This is a genomic window from Streptomyces sp. NPDC058662, from assembly GCF_042716255.1.
Taxonomy (GTDB): domain Bacteria; phylum Actinomycetota; class Actinomycetes; order Streptomycetales; family Streptomycetaceae; genus Streptomyces.
Map to the genome: position 1 here is coordinate 1 of NZ_JBHXRU010000087.1, position 15898 is coordinate 15898.

At 74.7% G+C, this 15898-nt stretch carries 15 protein-coding genes; 4 read left to right on the top strand and 11 right to left on the bottom strand.

Annotated elements, in window-relative coordinates; genetic code table 11:
* Positions 1–33: 33 nt before the first annotated feature.
* From ACFWUQ_RS24785 to ACFWUQ_RS24805, 5 genes are all read right to left on the bottom strand, one after another.
* Positions 34–897: a tyrosinase family protein gene (locus ACFWUQ_RS24785; RefSeq protein WP_384541920.1), complete on the bottom strand. Its 864-nt coding sequence runs from the start codon at positions 895–897 to the stop codon at positions 34–36.
* Positions 898–913: 16 nt separating this feature from the next.
* Positions 914–1288, bottom strand: a complete 375-nt coding sequence (locus ACFWUQ_RS24790; RefSeq protein ID WP_384541922.1) for a tyrosinase family oxidase copper chaperone — start codon at positions 1286–1288, stop codon at positions 914–916.
* 165 nt (positions 1289–1453) lie between these two features.
* Complete coding sequence (locus tag ACFWUQ_RS24795; protein ID WP_384541925.1) at positions 1454–2602, bottom strand: acyl-CoA dehydrogenase family protein; 1149 nt, start codon at positions 2600–2602, stop codon at positions 1454–1456.
* On the bottom strand, positions 2599–3798 hold the full coding sequence (locus tag ACFWUQ_RS24800) for an acyl-CoA dehydrogenase family protein (RefSeq protein ID WP_384541928.1): 1200 nt from the start codon (positions 3796–3798) through the stop codon (positions 2599–2601). The genes ACFWUQ_RS24795 and ACFWUQ_RS24800 overlap by 4 nt, the downstream gene beginning before the upstream one ends.
* A complete protein-coding gene (locus ACFWUQ_RS24805; protein ID WP_384541931.1) occupies positions 3795–4778 on the bottom strand; it encodes an NADPH:quinone oxidoreductase family protein in 984 nt (327 codons plus the stop codon). Before ACFWUQ_RS24805 ends, ACFWUQ_RS24800 begins: the two co-directional genes overlap by 4 nt.
* Before the next feature lie 329 nt (positions 4779–5107).
* Between ACFWUQ_RS24805 and ACFWUQ_RS24810 the strand changes: the two genes are divergently transcribed.
* A complete protein-coding gene (locus ACFWUQ_RS24810) occupies positions 5108–6259 on the top strand; it encodes a hypothetical protein (protein WP_384541934.1) in 1152 nt (383 codons plus the stop codon).
* Positions 6260–6309: 50 nt separating this feature from the next.
* Complete coding sequence (locus ACFWUQ_RS24815) at positions 6310–7269, top strand: SDR family oxidoreductase (RefSeq protein WP_384541936.1); 960 nt, start codon at positions 6310–6312, stop codon at positions 7267–7269.
* 20 nt (positions 7270–7289) lie between these two features.
* Here ACFWUQ_RS24815 and ACFWUQ_RS24820 read toward each other — a convergent pair whose 3' ends face one another.
* The 5 genes from ACFWUQ_RS24820 to ACFWUQ_RS24840 all read right to left on the bottom strand — a co-directional run bounded on the left by ACFWUQ_RS24820 (position 7290) and on the right by ACFWUQ_RS24840 (position 12697).
* On the bottom strand, positions 7290–8123 hold the full coding sequence (locus tag ACFWUQ_RS24820) for an enoyl-CoA hydratase/isomerase family protein (protein ID WP_384541939.1): 834 nt from the start codon (positions 8121–8123) through the stop codon (positions 7290–7292).
* Positions 8124–8175: 52 nt separating this feature from the next.
* Positions 8176–8940 (bottom strand): PIG-L deacetylase family protein, encoded by a 765-nt coding sequence (locus ACFWUQ_RS24825; RefSeq protein ID WP_384541941.1) that lies wholly within the window; start codon positions 8938–8940, stop codon positions 8176–8178.
* A 154-nt stretch (positions 8941–9094) separates the two neighbouring features.
* A complete protein-coding gene (locus ACFWUQ_RS24830; protein WP_384541944.1) occupies positions 9095–10405 on the bottom strand; it encodes an alpha/beta fold hydrolase in 1311 nt (436 codons plus the stop codon).
* A 96-nt stretch (positions 10406–10501) separates the two neighbouring features.
* Complete coding sequence (locus ACFWUQ_RS24835) at positions 10502–11587, bottom strand: S-(hydroxymethyl)mycothiol dehydrogenase (protein WP_384541946.1); 1086 nt, start codon at positions 11585–11587, stop codon at positions 10502–10504.
* Between the two features lie 87 nt (positions 11588–11674).
* Positions 11675–12697, bottom strand: coding sequence for a LysR substrate-binding domain-containing protein (locus ACFWUQ_RS24840; protein ID WP_384541949.1), 1023 nt, complete (start codon positions 12695–12697; stop codon positions 11675–11677).
* Between the two features lie 71 nt (positions 12698–12768).
* On the opposite strand from ACFWUQ_RS24840, the gene ACFWUQ_RS24845 reads away from it, so the two are divergent.
* Together ACFWUQ_RS24845 and ACFWUQ_RS24850 are read left to right on the top strand one after the other, a co-directional pair.
* Positions 12769–13776: a dihydrodipicolinate synthase family protein gene (locus tag ACFWUQ_RS24845; RefSeq protein ID WP_384541952.1), complete on the top strand. Its 1008-nt coding sequence runs from the start codon at positions 12769–12771 to the stop codon at positions 13774–13776.
* 583 nt (positions 13777–14359) lie between these two features.
* On the top strand, positions 14360–15019 hold the full coding sequence (locus tag ACFWUQ_RS24850) for a LysM peptidoglycan-binding domain-containing protein (protein WP_384541955.1): 660 nt from the start codon (positions 14360–14362) through the stop codon (positions 15017–15019).
* Here ACFWUQ_RS24850 and ACFWUQ_RS24855 read toward each other — a convergent pair.
* Positions 15003–15764: a hypothetical protein gene (locus ACFWUQ_RS24855; protein WP_384541957.1), complete on the bottom strand. Its 762-nt coding sequence runs from the start codon at positions 15762–15764 to the stop codon at positions 15003–15005. The two genes, ACFWUQ_RS24850 and ACFWUQ_RS24855, sit on opposite strands and share 17 nt — an antisense overlap.
* Positions 15765–15898: the final 134 nt, after the last annotated feature.

Below are 15898 nucleotides of genomic sequence, written 5' to 3' on the forward strand. Positions count from 1 at the left end.
TCCCGGTACCGGGAAGCCGCCGGGCGGGCCCGGTCACGCGTAGCGGTACAGCCCCCGGTGCCCGAGCATCTCGCGCGGGGTGACGTCCCACGGCGGCATCGGCTCGTCGAGGGCGATCACCCGACCGCGCTGGAGGTCTCCGGCCGCGAGGGGGGCGGCGGGCAGGTAGCCGGAGCGGGGGTGCTTCTGCTGCCAGCGGTCCCAGACCAGGTCGACGAAGGCGTGGTGCAGCCAGAACGCCGGGTCGTTCGGCGCGGTGCCTCCCGTCATGTGGCCGCCGATCCACTGGTGCACCTTGTTGTGGTTGCGCCAGCGCTCGCTCTTGGGGGCCGCCCAGCCCTCCAGCTTGTTGCGGAAGCCGCCCGCGGTGGCCGTGGAGTCCCAGGGCGCGACGTCGTAGACCGGGTCGTCGAGCGCCCACTGGAGTTCGGCCGCGGTGGGCAGGCTGATCGGGTTCTGCGGGCGGCCGAGGTTGCGCGTGAGGTACTGCGCCTCGGTGATGCCCACGGTGACCGTCCAGTTGCCCCGGTCGTGGGCGAAGGGGCCGGTCATGACCCGGCGGTCGCTCGCCCGGCCGGTGCCGCCGAGGAAGTCCTCGGCCCAGAGGGAGGAGACCGGGCTGCTGTCGGTGGTCCAGTCCCAGTACGGGATGGAGACGGCCGGGTCGACGGCGCGCAGCTCCTTCTCGAACTCCAGCAGGTAGCGCCGGTGCCACGGGAAGAAGGACGGGGACATGTGCCCGACGCGGAGCCTGCGGTCGCGGTCGGGCACGAAGTACTTGTCGTGGGTGCGCACGAAGGAGTCGTAGGTGCCGTTGCGCTTGAGCTCCAGCACGGCGGCCGTGAACCGCTTCTTCTGCGCGCTGGTCAGGTCTTTCTGGTTCTGCCGGGTGTACACCTCGGGTCTCCTCCCGTCAGCCGTGGTGCGGGGCGGATGTCATGGCGAGCTGGGCCGTACCCAGTTCGTCGACTGCGGCGCGGGCCAGTTCCAGCGGGGTCCCGAAGGACTCGAAGTGGTTGATCCCGCTCAGGTAGCTGCCGTCGGCCCGGCGCATGACGTGCAGCGACCGGCCGTCGATGCGGACCCCGGCGCGGTCGACGGCGATGTGCCGGCCCCGGTAGGTCTCCTCGGCGAACGGGGCCGGCGTCAGCGTCTGGCGGGGCCGGCGGGCCCGCAGTACGGGCGCCAGCGCCGCGGCCGTGCCGGCGAGCACGGCCGCGGTGAAGGCCGTGCGGATGACCGCTCGGCGGGTCGGGCGTGCGGCGGGTACTGCGGGTGCTGCGGACATAGGTCTCCCTCGCTCGGTGGCCGGCGCCTACGGGTCTAACGCGGCGTGGCGGGCGAGGTCACCCCTGGGGGTGCTTGCAGCGGAAGGGATACGAACCCCGGGCGGGCGGCGGCGGAACCGCCTGGGCGCGGCTGCCGTCGGCGCCCGCCCGGGGGCGGGACAGCCTCAGGGTGCCGGGAGTTCCGCGAACTCCGCGACCAGGCCGCGGTGGTGGCCCGCCGTGCCTAGGGCGAGGGAGTCGGCCTTGGCGCGCTTGAGGTAGAGGTGCGCCGGATGCTCCCAGGTCATTCCGATGCCGCCGTGCAGCTGGACGCACTCCTCGGCGGCCCGGACGGCCACGCCCGAACAGTAGGCCTGGGCGACGGCCACCGTGAGGGGGGCGTCCGCGCCTCCCCCGGCCAGGGCGGCGGCGGCGGCCCGTGCCGCCGCGCGGGCGGAGGCCACGTCCAGCCAGAGACGCGCCAGCCGGTGCTTGAGGGCCTGGAAGGACCCGACGGGCCGGTTGAACTGGTGGCGGCCGCGTACGTACCCGACCGTCTCCGTCAGGCACCACTCGGCGATCCCCACCTGCTCCGACGCGAGCAGCCCCGCCCCGGAGAGCAGCGCGCCGGCCACCGCCGCGCGGGCTGTGCCGGGATCGGCCAGCCGGGTGCCGGCGGCCCCGTCGAGGGTGAGGTCGGCGAGGGGGCGGGTCAGGTCCAGCGGGACGCGCGGGGTGAGCTGTGCCGGGCCGGCCGGGACGGCGTACAGCCCGGTGTCGGCGAGCACCAGCAGGACGTCGGCGGCCACCGCGTCCGCCACCGAGGTGACGGTGCCGCTCAGCACGCCGCCGCCGGTGTCCCGGACCGCTCCCGGCAGCGGTGCTCCGGGGGCGAGGGTCAGCGGTACGGCGGGTACGCAGACCTGCCGGCCGGAGGCCACCTCGCGCAGGAGCGGGGCCACTTCGTCCGGGTCGCAGCCGAGCAGGATCTCCGTGGCGAGCACCGCGCTCGTCAGGTACGGGACGGGGGCCACGGCCCGGCCCAGCTCCTCCAGGACCACGGCCGCCTCCCGGTGGCTCGCGCCCTGGCCGCCGAGCTTCTCCGGTACGAGGAGTCCGGCGGCGCCGATCGACGTCGCGAGGGTGCCCCACAGGACGGGGTCGTGCGGGTGTCCGCTCTCCGCGCCGGCGAGGACGCTCGCCGGGCCGCACCGGGCGGTGAGCAGGTCGCGTACGGCGGAGCGCAGTTCCTCCTCGGTCTCGGAGTAGAGCAGGTCGAGGGGCGCACGCGGGGCGGCGCCGGCCGCGTCCGCCGCATGGGTGGCGTGGGTCATCGCGCGAGGTCCTTCCAGGCGAGGTCCTTGTCGTCGCGCGGCTCGGAGGGCAGGCCCAGCACGCGTTCGGCGACGATGTTGAGGAGGATTTCGCTGGTGCCGCCCTCGATGCTGTTGCCCTTGGCCCGCAGGTAGCGGTAGCCGGCGTCGCGGCCGGTGAAGTCGACCAGCTCGGGGCGGCGCATCGTCCAGTCCTCGTACAGCAGGCCCTCCTCGCCGAGGAGTTCGACCTCCAGGCCGCTGATCTCCTGGTTGAGGCGGGCGAAGGTGAGCTTCATCCCGGAGCCCTCGGGGCCGGGCTGCCCGGCGGCGAGCTGCTGGCGCAGCCGTTCGCCGGTGAGGCGCGCGACCTCGGCCTCCACCCACAGTTCGAGCAGCCGCTGGTGCAGGGCGTGGGTGCGCAGCGCGGGGCGCTCGCGCCAGGCCGAGGCGACGCTCGCGATCATGCCGCCCTCGCGCGGGATGCGCATGCCGCCGATGGCGACGCGCTCGTTCATCAGGGTGGTACGGGCGACCGCCCAGCCCTCGCCCACGGCGCCGAGGCGGTGGGCGTCGGGGATGCGGACGCCGGTGAGGAACACCTCGTTGAACTCGGCCTCGCCGGTGATCTGGCGCAGCGGCCGGACCTCGACGCCGGGGGCGTGCATGTCGCACAGGAAGTAGGTGATGCCCCGGTGCTTGGGCAGCCCGGGGTCCGTGCGGGCGATCAGGATGGCCCAGCGGGCGGTGTGGGCGCTGGAGGTCCACACCTTCTGGCCGTCGACCACCCAGTCCCCGGTGGACCCGTCGCGAACGGCGCGGGTGCCGAGCGCGGCCAGGTCGGATCCCGCGCCGGGCTCGCTGAAGAGCTGGCACCACACCTCCTCCCCGGTCCACAGGGGGCGCAGGAAGCGGGCCTTCTGCTCCTCGGTGCCGTACGCGAGGATGGTCGGCGCGGCCATGCCGAGGCCGATGCCGATCCGCCGCGGATCGTTGTCGGGGGCTCCGGCGGCCTCCAGCTCGGCGTCGACGGCGGCCTGGAGGGTGCGGCGCGCGCCGAGTCCGCCGAGCCCCTCGGGGTAGTGGACCCAGGCGAGCCCTGCGTCGAAGCGGGCGCGCAGGAAGTCGGTACGGGGCGTCGTCGCGGGCGGGTGCGCGGCGAGCAGCTCCCGGACCCGGGCGCCCAGGTCCCCGGCGGTCGCGGTCGTCGCGGTCATCGGGTGCCCCCATCCAGGGCGGGTACGACGACCAGCCGGCCGGTGGTGGCGCCGTCGGCCAGGCGCTGCACGGCGTCGGCGGCGCCGCTGAGCGGGACGCGTTCGCTGATGAGGGGCTTGATGCCGCCCTCGGCGGCGAGCCGGGTGAGCTCGGTGTGGCAGGCGAGGACGGCGGCGGGGTCCTTGGCCGCGTAGAGCCCCCAGTGGAGGCCGAGGATGGCGTAGTTCTTCACCAGGGCGTGGTTGAGGGCGGGGGTGGGGACGGTGCCGCCGGCGAAGCCGACCACGACGATGCGGCCCTCGAAGGCCACGCATTTGGCGGAGGCCGCGTACGCGTCACCGCCGACCGGGTCGTAGACGACGTCGGCGCCGCGGCCTGCGGTGAACTCCTTCACGCGGGCCGCGATCTCGGCGGTGCCGTCCGTCTCGCGGTCGATCACGAGGTCGCAGCCCAGCTCCTCGGCGGTGCGTACCTTGGCCTTGCCGCCGACGACCCCGATGACGGTGGCGCCGGCGGCCTTGCCGAGCTGGACGGCGGCGCTGCCGACGCCGCCGGCGGCGGCGTGCACGAGGAGGGTCTCGCCGGACTGGATCCGGGCCCTGCGGTGCAGGCCGAACCAGCCGGTCTGGTAGCCGATGTGGAGGGCGGCGGCCTCGGCGTCGTCGAGGGTGTCGGGAGCGGGGAGCAGGGCGCGCGCGGAGGCGGTGACGTACTCCGCGAAGCCGCCGTGCGGCAGGCTCGGGGTGGCGATGACGCGGCGGCCGTCCTCGGTCTCGCCGCAGATCTCGACTCCGGGGGTGAAGGGCAGCGGCGGCGTGATCTGGTACTGGCCCCGCACGAGCAGCGCGTCGGGGAAGTTGACGTTGGCGGCGAGCACCCGGAGCCTCACCTCGCCCTCGCCGGGCACCGGTTCGGGAACCTCTTCGAGGCGCATGGCCTCTCGGGGCTCGCCAGGGGTATGTACGCGCCATGCCTGCATCCGGGGCCTCCAGCCGCCGTCGAGGAACCACACTCCGCGGGCATACTAAGCGGTCGCTTGATGGTCTGGGAACCAGTCGGTCCGCAGGACTCGCGGGGTCCGCGGCCGGGGCGCGCCCCGGCGGCGCCCCGGGGGACCTTCGGGAAGAGCCCCGACGAGCACGGTGCCGCAGGGGCGGTCCCCCCGGGCGCCGTCGCGGCGGCCTGTACCCCACACGTGACATTCCGTCGCTGCGACACCAGACTGATCACGGCGCGCGTGCCCTGCCGCGAAGGGCACGGGCGGGCGCGCCGTGCCACCAGCACACCACACACAGGGGGACTTGACCGATGAACAGCAGCGTGATCAGACGCACCACCCGTACCGCCGCCGCCGCGGCCGTCCTCGCGGGGCTCGTCACCGCCGCCGGCCCCGCTGCCGCGTCCGGGAGCGCGTGCGTCCCGGAGGTTCTGGCCCTTCCCCCACTCACGGCGGACGGCGGTGGCGAGGTGAGCGACTTCGGACCGAACGGGCTCGCGGTCGGCTCCAGCGCCGGACTGCCGGCCTACTGGACCGCCGACCGCGCCGTGCACGCCGTCCCGGTGCCGGCGGGCTTCCAGTCCGGCTCGGTCCGGGCGGTGAACAGCTGGGGCCTGATGGTCGGGACCCTCGTCAGCGGCGGCCCGGGCTCGGCCCAGGCGGCCTTCACCTACCGGCTGGGGGAGGCGTCGGTCCAGCTGATCACCGGCGCCGCCGTGTCCAACGCGGCCGTGGACGTCAACGACGCGGGCCACGTGGTGGGCGTCGACGGCGGCATCGCGAAGGTGTGGCTGAACGGCGCGGTGCTGCGCGAGCTCCCTCTTCCGCAGGACGCCCACCCGGGCACGGTCATCAGCTCGGTGGGGGCGGTCAACAAGCGGGGCGACATCGTGGGCACCGCCCGCACCGAGTACTGGGACGAGCCGAACGACCTGATGGTCGCCAAGACCTTCCCGGTCGTCTGGCCCGCCGGCGGCTACCCGACGTACAGCCTGCCGGTCTGGACCGGGGACGACCCCACCGTCGGCAGCCACGCGACGGACATCGACGACAAGGGGCGGGTCGTCGGGTACGAGAAGGAGAGCTACCGCGACGTCCAGCGCCGGACTCCGGCGGCCTGGAAGCGCCCTTACGACGCCCTGCCCACCGCCGTCGCCCCGGTCACCGGCTACGGGAACGCGACGCTCGACTCCGTCAGCCCGACCACGAACGTGTCGGTCGGCACGGCCGTGAACTTCGTCGAGGGCTACGCCAACCACATCCGGGCCGCCTACTGGCCGGGCCGGGGTCCGATGCTGGCCCTGCCCCTCCCGGACGGCGGCGGCCCGGACTGGCGCAGCGAGGCCACCGCGGTCTCGGACGACGACCGCGTCGGCGGCTGGTACCTGAACTGGCAGACCGGCGAGTCGAAGGCCGTGGTCTGGACCTGCGCCGGCGCGCAGGCGTACGCGCCGCAGGGCTGATCCTGTCGCGGGCATGGTGATCTGAGCGCCCGCGCGCTATCGATGCCCGCATGACGGACGACATCGATGCCCGCATCACGGACGACATCCGGCGCGGCCTGCCCGCGCCTCCCCCACTCGGCGCCGCCGCCCTGCCCCCCGGTACGTACGCGGGGCAGGTGGTCCTCGTGACCGGCGGCGGCACCGGGCTGGGCCGGGCCATCGCCGCCGAGTTCGCCCGGCTGGGCGCCGACCTGGTGATCGCGAGTCGGCGCTCGGAGCGGCTGCAGGCCGCCCGGGAGGAGCTGGCGGCCCTGCCGGGGGCGGGCCGGGTGGCCGCCGCCGTGTGCGACATCCGGGATCCCGAGCGGGTCGCGGACGTCTTCGACGCCGCGCAGGCCGCGCTCGGCCTGCCGGACGTGCTGGTCAACAACGCGGCGGCCAACTTTCCCTGCCCGGCGGAGGACTTGTCCCCGAACGCCTGGCGGGCGGTGGTGGACATCACCCTGACGGGCACCTGGTTCATGACCCGCGAGTTCGGCCGCCGCCATCTCGCCGCGGGCACCCCGGGGTCGATCGTGAACATCGGCGCCTCGTACGCCTGGACGGGCGGGCCGGGCTTCGCCCACAGCGCGGCCGCCAAGGCCGGGGTGAAGAACCTGGTGGAGACGCTGGCCGTGGAGTGGGGGCCGTACGGGATCCAGATCAACGGGCTGGTCCCCGGGCTCTTCCCGCACGCGGACATGACCGAGGACATCCGGGACGGACTGGAGCGTGCCGCACCGGGAGCGGGCTCCGCGGGCAGCGGCCCGCGGCGGCCCGACCCCCAGGACCTGCGGCAGCCCGCCCTGCGGGTCGGGGCGCCGCGCGAGCTCGGCTGGGCCGCCACCTTCCTGGCCTCGCCCTACGCCCGGTTCGTCACCGGCCACACCCTGGTGGTCGACGGGGCGAACTGGCAGCGCCGGTCGGTGGTCAACCCCGAGGTCGTGCCGGTGCGGGAGCAGTTGGGGCGCGGCCTCTTCGACGGCTGAACAGGCGCTCCACCATGCGCTCAGCCTCCGGTGAAGTGCGGCGGGCGGCGGGCCGCTTTGGCGCCGTAACCCTCGCGGGCGTCGTCGGACGTGAGCGTGAGGGCCGCGGTCATCGCCGCGCGGTCGAGGGCGGCGGGCAAGGCGGCGTCGGCGTAGGCGTCGACCGCCCGCTTGATGCCCTGGACCGCGAGCGGGGCGTTGGCGGCGATGTCCGCCGCCAGGGACCGGGCGGTGGCCTCCAGCTCGGCCGCGGGCACGACCAGTTGGACCAGGTTCAGCCGCTCCGCCGTCAGCGCGTCGATACGCCGGCCCGTCAGAGCGAGGTACTTGGCCCAGCCCGCACCCGCCTCGCGGGCGATGCGCAGGTCGCCCCCGGCGTCCACCGCCACGCCCAACTGCGCCTCGGGCAGCGCGAAGACGGCGTCCTGGGCCGCTACCCGGACATCGGCCATCAGGGCCAACTCGAACCCGAAGCCCAGGCAGTAGCCCTGGACGGCGGCGACCACGGGCTGCGGGAGCCGGGCGAGGACCGCGAACCGCTCGTGGACCCAGCGGATGCCCTCGTAGTAGTTGCGGGTGCGCTGGGCGGGCGAGGCACCGGTGATGGCGCCACCGGGCGCCGTGACGTCGATGCCCGCGCAGAAGGCGCGCCCGTCGGCCCGCAGCAGGACCGCCCGTACCGACGGGTCGAAGCGGATCCGGTCCGCCAGCAGGCCGAGCTGGCGGGTGGACTCCCAGCTCCAGCCGTTGAGCCGGTCCGGGCGGCAGAGGGTGAGGGTGGCGGTTCCGTCGGCGACGTCGAGCCGGATCCGCTCCTCACCCTCCTCGATGTCCGTGCTCACGGTGTTGATCACCTGGCCCGCACCCCTCCTCGACCTGACGGAACGTCAGCCTAGAGGGGGCCGGTCAGCGGGGGAAGACCTCGAACGCCACCGCCGGGCGGCCGCCGAAGCGGGCCGCGGCCCGCTGGGCGTTGCCGGTGAGGAACGTACGCACGTACGTCTCGGGGTCCTCGTCCGTCAGCACCTCGACGTACGCCTTGTGCTCCAGGAGGGACGCGACGGAGCGCTCCATCCCCGGCCCCGCGTCGGTGGCGTGCGTAGGCGTGTCGGAGCCCGCGACGGCGACCCAGCGGACGCCGTCCCACGGCTCCAGGCCCTGTTCCGCGATGAGTTCGGGGAAGATCCACCGGTTGCCCGCGTCGGCGGCGGCGTCCAGGGTGGCCCGGCCGACCGCCTTGTGGTCCGGGGTGTTCCAGAAGCCGCCGCCGTCCGCGCCGCCCCAGGTGTCGCGGTGGTTGAGGGTGACCACCAGTTCCGGCCGGTGCCTGCGGATGGCCGCGGCGATGTCGCGGCGCAGGCCGAGCCCGTACTCGACGACTCCGTCGCGGTAGTCGAGGAACTCCACTCGGGACACCCCCACCACGGCCGCGCTCGCACGCTGCTCGGCCTCCCGGAGCGGGGCGCAGTCCTCGGGGGCGATGGTGTCGATGCCCGCCTCACCGCGGGTGGCGAGGAGGTAGACGACCTCCCGGCCGCCGTCCGTCCAGTCGGCGATCGCGGCCGCGCAGCCGTACTCCAGGTCGTCGGGGTGGGCGACGACCGCGAGGGCGCGCTTCCAGTCGGTGGGCATGGGGGTCAAGGGCGCGGGCTGACTCACGTGTTCGGTCATGCCTCGCAACGATAGGCGCACGGAGCGGCGGGGGCGTGTGGTGGCGCGGCCGGAGGGGGCGTGGCGGGACGCCGGCGTGGCGGGACGCCGGCGTGGCGGGACGCCGGGGCGGTTGAACGCCGGCGCGCTCGGGCACCGGCGCGGCCTCGGTTTCCTAGGCCTCGCCCCGTACGAGGGCCAGGAGCCGGTCCAGGACCCGGGAGCCGCCCGCGCGCACCCCGTCGTGCTCGTACTCGTCCGTCACCCAGGTCCGCAGACCGCGGATGGCGCGCGCCGTGCGCAGGGAGTGCTCCGTGTCCACGTAGAGGTCGTCGTGGTAGACGGCGGCCGCGACCGGGACCTCGTTGGCGGCGAGCCGGGCGGGGTCGTACAGGGGGCCCCAGCCGGTGCGGGCCGCGAGCAGTTCGGCGGTCTCGCGCAGCGGGGCGAGGGCGGGGTCGACCTCGAAGTGCCAGGGGTGGACGGTCTCGCCGGTGAACAGGAGGGGCTCGTCGCCCGCGAGGGACTTGGCGGCGTCGAAGCGGGGGTGGCGGGCGCGCACGCGCTCGGCGGCCCAGGCGGTGGGGGCGGACGGGTCCTGGGCGTAGATCGACTCGTGCAGCAGCGCGTAGAGCGGGTGGCCGGCGAAGGAGAGCAGTCCCCGGACGGCTTCCAGGAAGGCGTCAGAGAGCTCGGGGCCGGAGGGGGTCGGGACGAAGGCGTCCTCCAGCAGGTAGTGCAGCTGGTGGCTGCCGTCGCCGCCCCCGAGCAGGATGCCGAGGGACTGGAAGGACTGCGCGGTCAGGCGGTGGCCGCCGGGGAGTTCGGCGGGGTGGAGCGTGAGGTGTGCCGCGATCCTTCGGGCCCGGTCCACGTCCATCGGGTAGCGGTCGTAGTGGGCCCGGTTCTTGCGTTCCATGCGGGGGTACGCCGCCTCGTACACCTCCTCCGCCGAGGCCGTCAGGGACGGGAGGCCGCCGGTGATCAGGGCGGCGGTGAGGCCCTCGGGGGCGGTGGAGAGGTAGTGGGTGGCGCAGAAACCGCCGAAGCTCTGGCCGAGCACGGTCCAGGGCGCCCCGCCCGTCAGAAGAGGGCGGATGGCCTCGGCGTCGCGCACGATGGAGTCGGTGCGGAAGTGCGCGAGGTACTCCGCCTGCCGTGCGGGGGTGCCGCGCAGGGGCAGGGTCTGGCGGTTCACCGGCGTGGAACGCCCGGTTCCGCGCTGGTCGAGCAGCAGGACGCGGTACTCGGTCAGGGCCCGGTCCAGCCAGGCCTGCCGGCCGATGAACCGGCGGGCGCCGAAGCCCGGGCCGCCTTCGAGGTAGAGCAGCCAGGGGAGCGTCGCCGGGTCCTTGCCGGCGCCGACGACCTCCCGCGCGTACAGCTCGATCCGCTCCCCGTCGGGGCGGGTGTGGTCGAGGGGCACGGCGAAGTGGTGGTCCGTGAGGACGGTGCCGGGCTGGCGGTAGCTGTGGGCGGTGGTCACGGGCGTCCCCTGGGGTGCGAGGTGGGCGGGCTCCGCGGCCCGGTCCGGATCACGGACGGGCCGCGGACGTGGCGCGGGCGGGGTGGCGGGTCCGGATCAGAACTCGACCACGGAGCGGAGTACCTCGCCGCGCTCCATTCTGGCGAAGGCGTCCTCGACGCCGTCCAGCGGGATGGTCTCGGAGACGAAGGCGTCCAGGTCGAGGCGGCCCTGCAGGTAGAGGTCGATGAGCAGCGGGAAGTCGCGTTCGGGCAGGCAGTCCCCGTACCAGGAGGACTTGAGCGCGCCGCCGCGGCCGAACACGTCGAGGAGGGGCAGTTCGAGCGTCATCTCCGGGGTCGGCACACCGACGAGGACCACGGTTCCTGCGAGGTCGCGGGCGTAGAACGCCTGCCGGTAGGTCTCGGGGCGCCCCACCGCCTCGATGACCACGTCCGCGCCGTTCCCACCGGTCAGCCCCTGGATGGCCTCGACCACGTCCTGGGTACGGCCGTTGACGGTGTGGGTGGCGCCGAGGCCGCGCGCCCACTCCAGCTTCCGGTCGTCCAGGTCGACCGCGATGATCCGGGAGGCGCCCGCGAGCCGGGCGCCGGCCACGGCCGCGTTGCCCACTCCCCCGCAGCCGATGACCGCGACGGAGTCCCCGCGCCCCACATTGCCGGTGTTCAGGGCGGCGCCGAGGCCGGCCATCACCCCGCAGCCGAGCAGTCCGGCCGCGGCCGGGGCGGCGGCGGGGTCCACCTTGGTGCACTGCCCGGCCGCGACCAGCGTCTTCTCGGCGAAGGCGCCGATGCCGAGGGCCGGGGAGAGCGGCGTGCCGTCCTCCAGGGTCATGGGCTGGGCGGCGTTGTGCGTGGCGAAGCAGTACCAGGGGCGGCCGCGTTTGCAGGCGCGGCAGTTCCCGCACACCGCGCGCCAGTTGAGGACGACGAAATCACCGGGCGCGACGGAGGTGACGTCCGGGCCGACCGATTCGACGATCCCGGCCGCCTCGTGGCCGAGCAGGAAGGGGAAGGCGTCGTTGATGCCGCCCTCCCGGTAGTGCAGGTCGGTGTGGCACACCCCGCAGGCCTGGACCCGGACGAGGGCCTCACCGGGTCCCGGGTCGGGCACGAGGATCGTCGTCGTCTCCACCGGTGCGCCCTTGCTCCGGGCGATGACCCCTCGTACGCGATGCGTCACTGCTACCCCGCTCTGGTCGGATCGGATCGGATCGATTCAGCTTGGATCACCGAACGTACACGGACGCCACCCGGTACGGGAGTTGTGTCACCTCGCGGCGCGCGGCCCGGCCAGATCCCGCGGTACGGAGGCGCGAAGTGCCGCGCCGAACGCGGCCACCGCGGGGTGGGAGCCGGCTCCGCTGCGGAAGGCGAGGTTGGTCCGGCGCTGCATGTGCAGGCGGGTGAGGACGACGCCGGGGTCGGCGGTCCCGACGATGCCGAGCTGGGGCACGACGGCCACCCCTTGGCCGGCGGCGACCAGGGCGAGCACCGTGGCGAACTCGTCGACCTGGTGGCGCACGCGCGGGGTGAACCCGGCGGCCTGGCAGGCCCGTACGGTCATGGCGTGGCAGAGGGTGCCGGGGGTGGCCGTGATCCAGGGGGCGTCCGCGTGGCCGCGCAGGGCCTCGCCCTGGTCGGTGGCGAGGGGCGGGCCGGGGGTGAGGGGCGGGCCGGGGATGAGCGGGGGGCCCGGGGCGAGGGGCGGGCCGGGGGCGAGCGGCGGGCCGGGGGCGAGCGGCGGGCCGGGGGTGCCGGACGCGGGTGCGGCCAGGTACATGGCCTCGCCGTAGAGCGGTTCGGTGGCGAGTCCCGGTTCCCGCGCCGAGGGCACGAAGTCGTACTCGTGGACGAGGGCCACATCCAGGTCCCCAGCCCGCAGGGCGTGCGCGACAGCCGCCGGATCGGTCTCGGACACCCTCGGCTCCAGCCCCGGATGGCGACGCGCGAGAGCGACCAGGGCCGCCGGGACGATGGCCCGGGTGGCGGTGGGGAAGGCGCCGATCCGCAGTGCGCCGGCCAGGCCGTCGCGCGCCTCGGCGAGGTCGGCGTCGGCCTGTTCCAGCCGTTCGAGGACCGCCTCGGCGTGGCGCACCAGGTTCTCGCCGGCCGGGGTGAGCCGGACCCGGCGGCCGGTGCGCTCCAACAGGGGCAGCCCGGCCTCGCGTTCGAGGACGCCGAGCTGCTGGGACACCGCCGAAGGGCTGAACGCGAGGGCCTCGGCCACGGCGGCGATGGTGCCCCGCCGGGCGAGTTCACGCAGCAGGCGCAGACGCCGTACATCGAGCATCGGTTCAGCTTACGGGTCGGGTAAGAAACGCGAACTGGATTCGCGGCTCGGGGCGGTCCAGGCTCGACGGCATGGCACAGGACGCGAACACCGCACCGCCCACGCCCCGGACGCCGGGGCACACCACCGCACGGGAACCGGAACCGCACCGGGCACAGGGCGCGCGGCGCCGCGCCGCCGGGGCCCCCGCCCTCCGCGGGATCCACGTACCGCTCGTCACACCCTTCACCCGGGCCGGCGGCGTCGCCGCCGACGCCCTGGAGGCGCTGGCCCACGAGGTGCTCGACGCGGGCGCGACCGGGATCGTCGCCCTCGGCACCACCGCCGAGGCGGCGACCCTCGACGAGGCGGAACGCGACCTGGTGACCGACATCTGCGCCCGGGTCTGCCGTGAGCGGGGAGCGGTCCTGACCGTGGGCGCCGGGGCGAACGGGACGCGCGCCGCCGAGGCCGCGCTGGCCCGGCTGACCCGGTGGCCCGAGGCGCGGGCGGCGCTGGTGACCGTACCGTCGTTCGTCCGGCCGTCGGCGGCGGGCGTGCTGGCGCACTTCACGCGGCTCGCGGAGGTGAGCCCGTTGCCGCTGATCGTCTACCACATCCCGTACCGGACGGGGCAGTCGCTGGACGCCGACGCGCTGCGGACGCTGGGGGCGCTGCCGGGGGTGGTGGCCGTGAAGTACGCGGGCGGCGGCGTCGACCAGGACACGGTGGCGCTCCTCGGCGACCTTCCGCCCGGGTTCGAGGTGCTGGCCGGCGACGACGCGTACCTGTCGCCGATGTTGGCCCTGGGCGCGGCGGGCGGGATCCTGGCGTCGGCGCACCTGGCGACGGCCCGGTTCGCGGAGGTGGACGCGGCCTGGCGGGCGGGTGACGCCGCCCGCGCGCGGCCGCTGGGGCACGCGCTGGCGCGGATGTCGGCGGCGGCCTTCGCCGAACCCAATCCGACGGTCGTCAAGGGTGTGCTGCACGCGCAGGGCCGGATCCCGACTCCCGATGTACGCCTTCCCCTGCTGCCGGCCTCGAAGGCGGCGGTGGAGCACACGCTGCGGCGGCTGGCGGAGCTCCCGGACGGCCCGTAGCGGGCGGGCCTCGGGGCGAGCGGGACGGCGGGCAGGAGCGGCGGGGGTCAGCCTGGAGCGGCGGGGGGCGACGGGCGGTACCGCGAGGCGGGAGCGGTAAGGGTCAGCCGGGAGCGCGGGGGGGGCGACGGGCGGTACCGCGAGGCGGGGACAAACGGGGCGGTCCGGCGCGGCCGGGACGGACAAGCCCGTCATGTGAGGCATCAGCTCCGGCCCAAGCGCCGGAAAGCATCCCGGATGGGCGATTCGGCACCATCGCACGAGTCGCCCGAAAGAGACCCGCGGAGAGGGGACTTGCCCGAATTGACCTCCGAGCCGGGGGCTCGTGATGTGGGTCACGCGGGGCCCGTCAACATCATTTCCTTTGAAACACGGATTCCCTTTTGCCGGAAAGAAAGTTGGCCTTTCCGCACGGACTCGACCAAGGTCGTTCTTCCGGCCGACAGCAGGAAGTCGATCTCCTCCGGGAATTCGGCTCTTGTTCCGGCCCGACGGGCTCACCTACGGTCACCCTCATTCCCGGCGGTCCGCTTCCGAAACCGGCCGCCAGGGCCTTCCGTCCCCCCACGTGAGGAATTCCGCCATGCCCGGACAGGGTAAGCACCGCCGGCCGAAGCACCGCCCGATCACCCACAAGCTGGCCCTCGCCGGCACGGGCGGCGCGGCCCTCGCCCTGCCACTGATCAGCACGTCCCCCGCCGGCGCGGTGGAAAAGGCAGCCGCCCCGGTGACGTATTCCGTGGTCGCGGGCGACACGCTTTCCAAGATCGCGGCGGCGCATTCCCTCAGCGGCGGCTGGGAGCAGCTCTACGCGGCCAACCGGACCAGCGTCGGCGCCGATCCGGCCGTGATCCGCCCCGGCCTCAAGCTGTCCCTGGGCGCCAACGTGAAGGCGGCCGCTCCGGCCAAGACCACCGCCTACGCGAACAATCTCGACGGCTGGATCCGCGAGTCCCTGAGCGTCATGGCGAAGCACGGAATTCCCGGCACTTACAACGGAATTCACCGCAACATCATGCGGGAGTCCTCGGGCAACCCGAACGCGATCAACAACTGGGACTCCAACGCCGCCGCCGGCATCCCGTCGAAGGGCCTGCTCCAGGTCATCGACCCGACCTTCCGCGCCTATCACGTGCCGGGCACCTCGACGAACTCGTACGACCCGGTCGCCAACATCACCGCGGCGTGCAATTACGCGGCGGCGCGGTACGGCTCGATCGACAACGTCAACGGCCCCTACTGAGCCGACCTCCGCGGCCGGCGACCCGACTCCCCACCAGGACGGTCGACGCCCGCAGTCCGGTCCCCGCCGGAACGCACCGGCCCGCCCGCCCCCGGGGGGAGGCAGCGGCCCGGCCACCCGGAGTCCCACCCACCCGACCCCGCCCGGCCTCCCACCCGCCGGGGGGGACCGGGCGGTTGGTCGACTGGTGGGCAGCTGCCGGTCGCCGCGGGACGTGTCCAAGGGACTGGTCGCGGATGATGCGCCGGCCCACCACCGCCCGCGCCGTGCGCAGTTCCGCCGCGACAGCCGCGGCCCGGACTTCGCCGAGGACGACGCGCGCCGCGCGCGGGCCCGCGGATGCGGCGATCCTGCGGCGCAGATGGGTGGGCGGGTGGGTGCTGTCCACACTGTGCCCCCGCAGGGCGGCCAGGCGGCGCAGCCGCTCGTACTCGTGCTCCGGTATGGACGCCGTGTGTGCGGCCAGCCGTTCCCAGAGCTCTGCCTCCGCCTGTGCGACGGCGGCCCGGCCGGCGGGTCCACCGCGCAGATTGGCCGCCGCCGACTCCCGCCGCAGCGTCATCTCGACCGCGTGCGCGATCAGGAGCCGGTCCATCAGGGCGATCGCGGCCTCGGTCGACCCGGTTCGGGCCGCGCTCGCGTCGGCCAGGTACTCGGCGCGCTGCGAAGCCCGGAGCGTGAGGTGTTCGAGGAGTACGAGGAGCCCGTGGACGGCCCACCGCGGGACGAAGGTCGCACCGTTCACGAATCGGTCCAGCAGCCCGTCCGGTGGGGAGGGCGCCAGCAGGTAGGACCAGATCTCCGGCCCGACCGGGCCGCACGGCCGCCGCCCGCGCTCCGCGAGCGGTCCCGGCAGCTGTCCGGGCCGCCCCGGGCCCT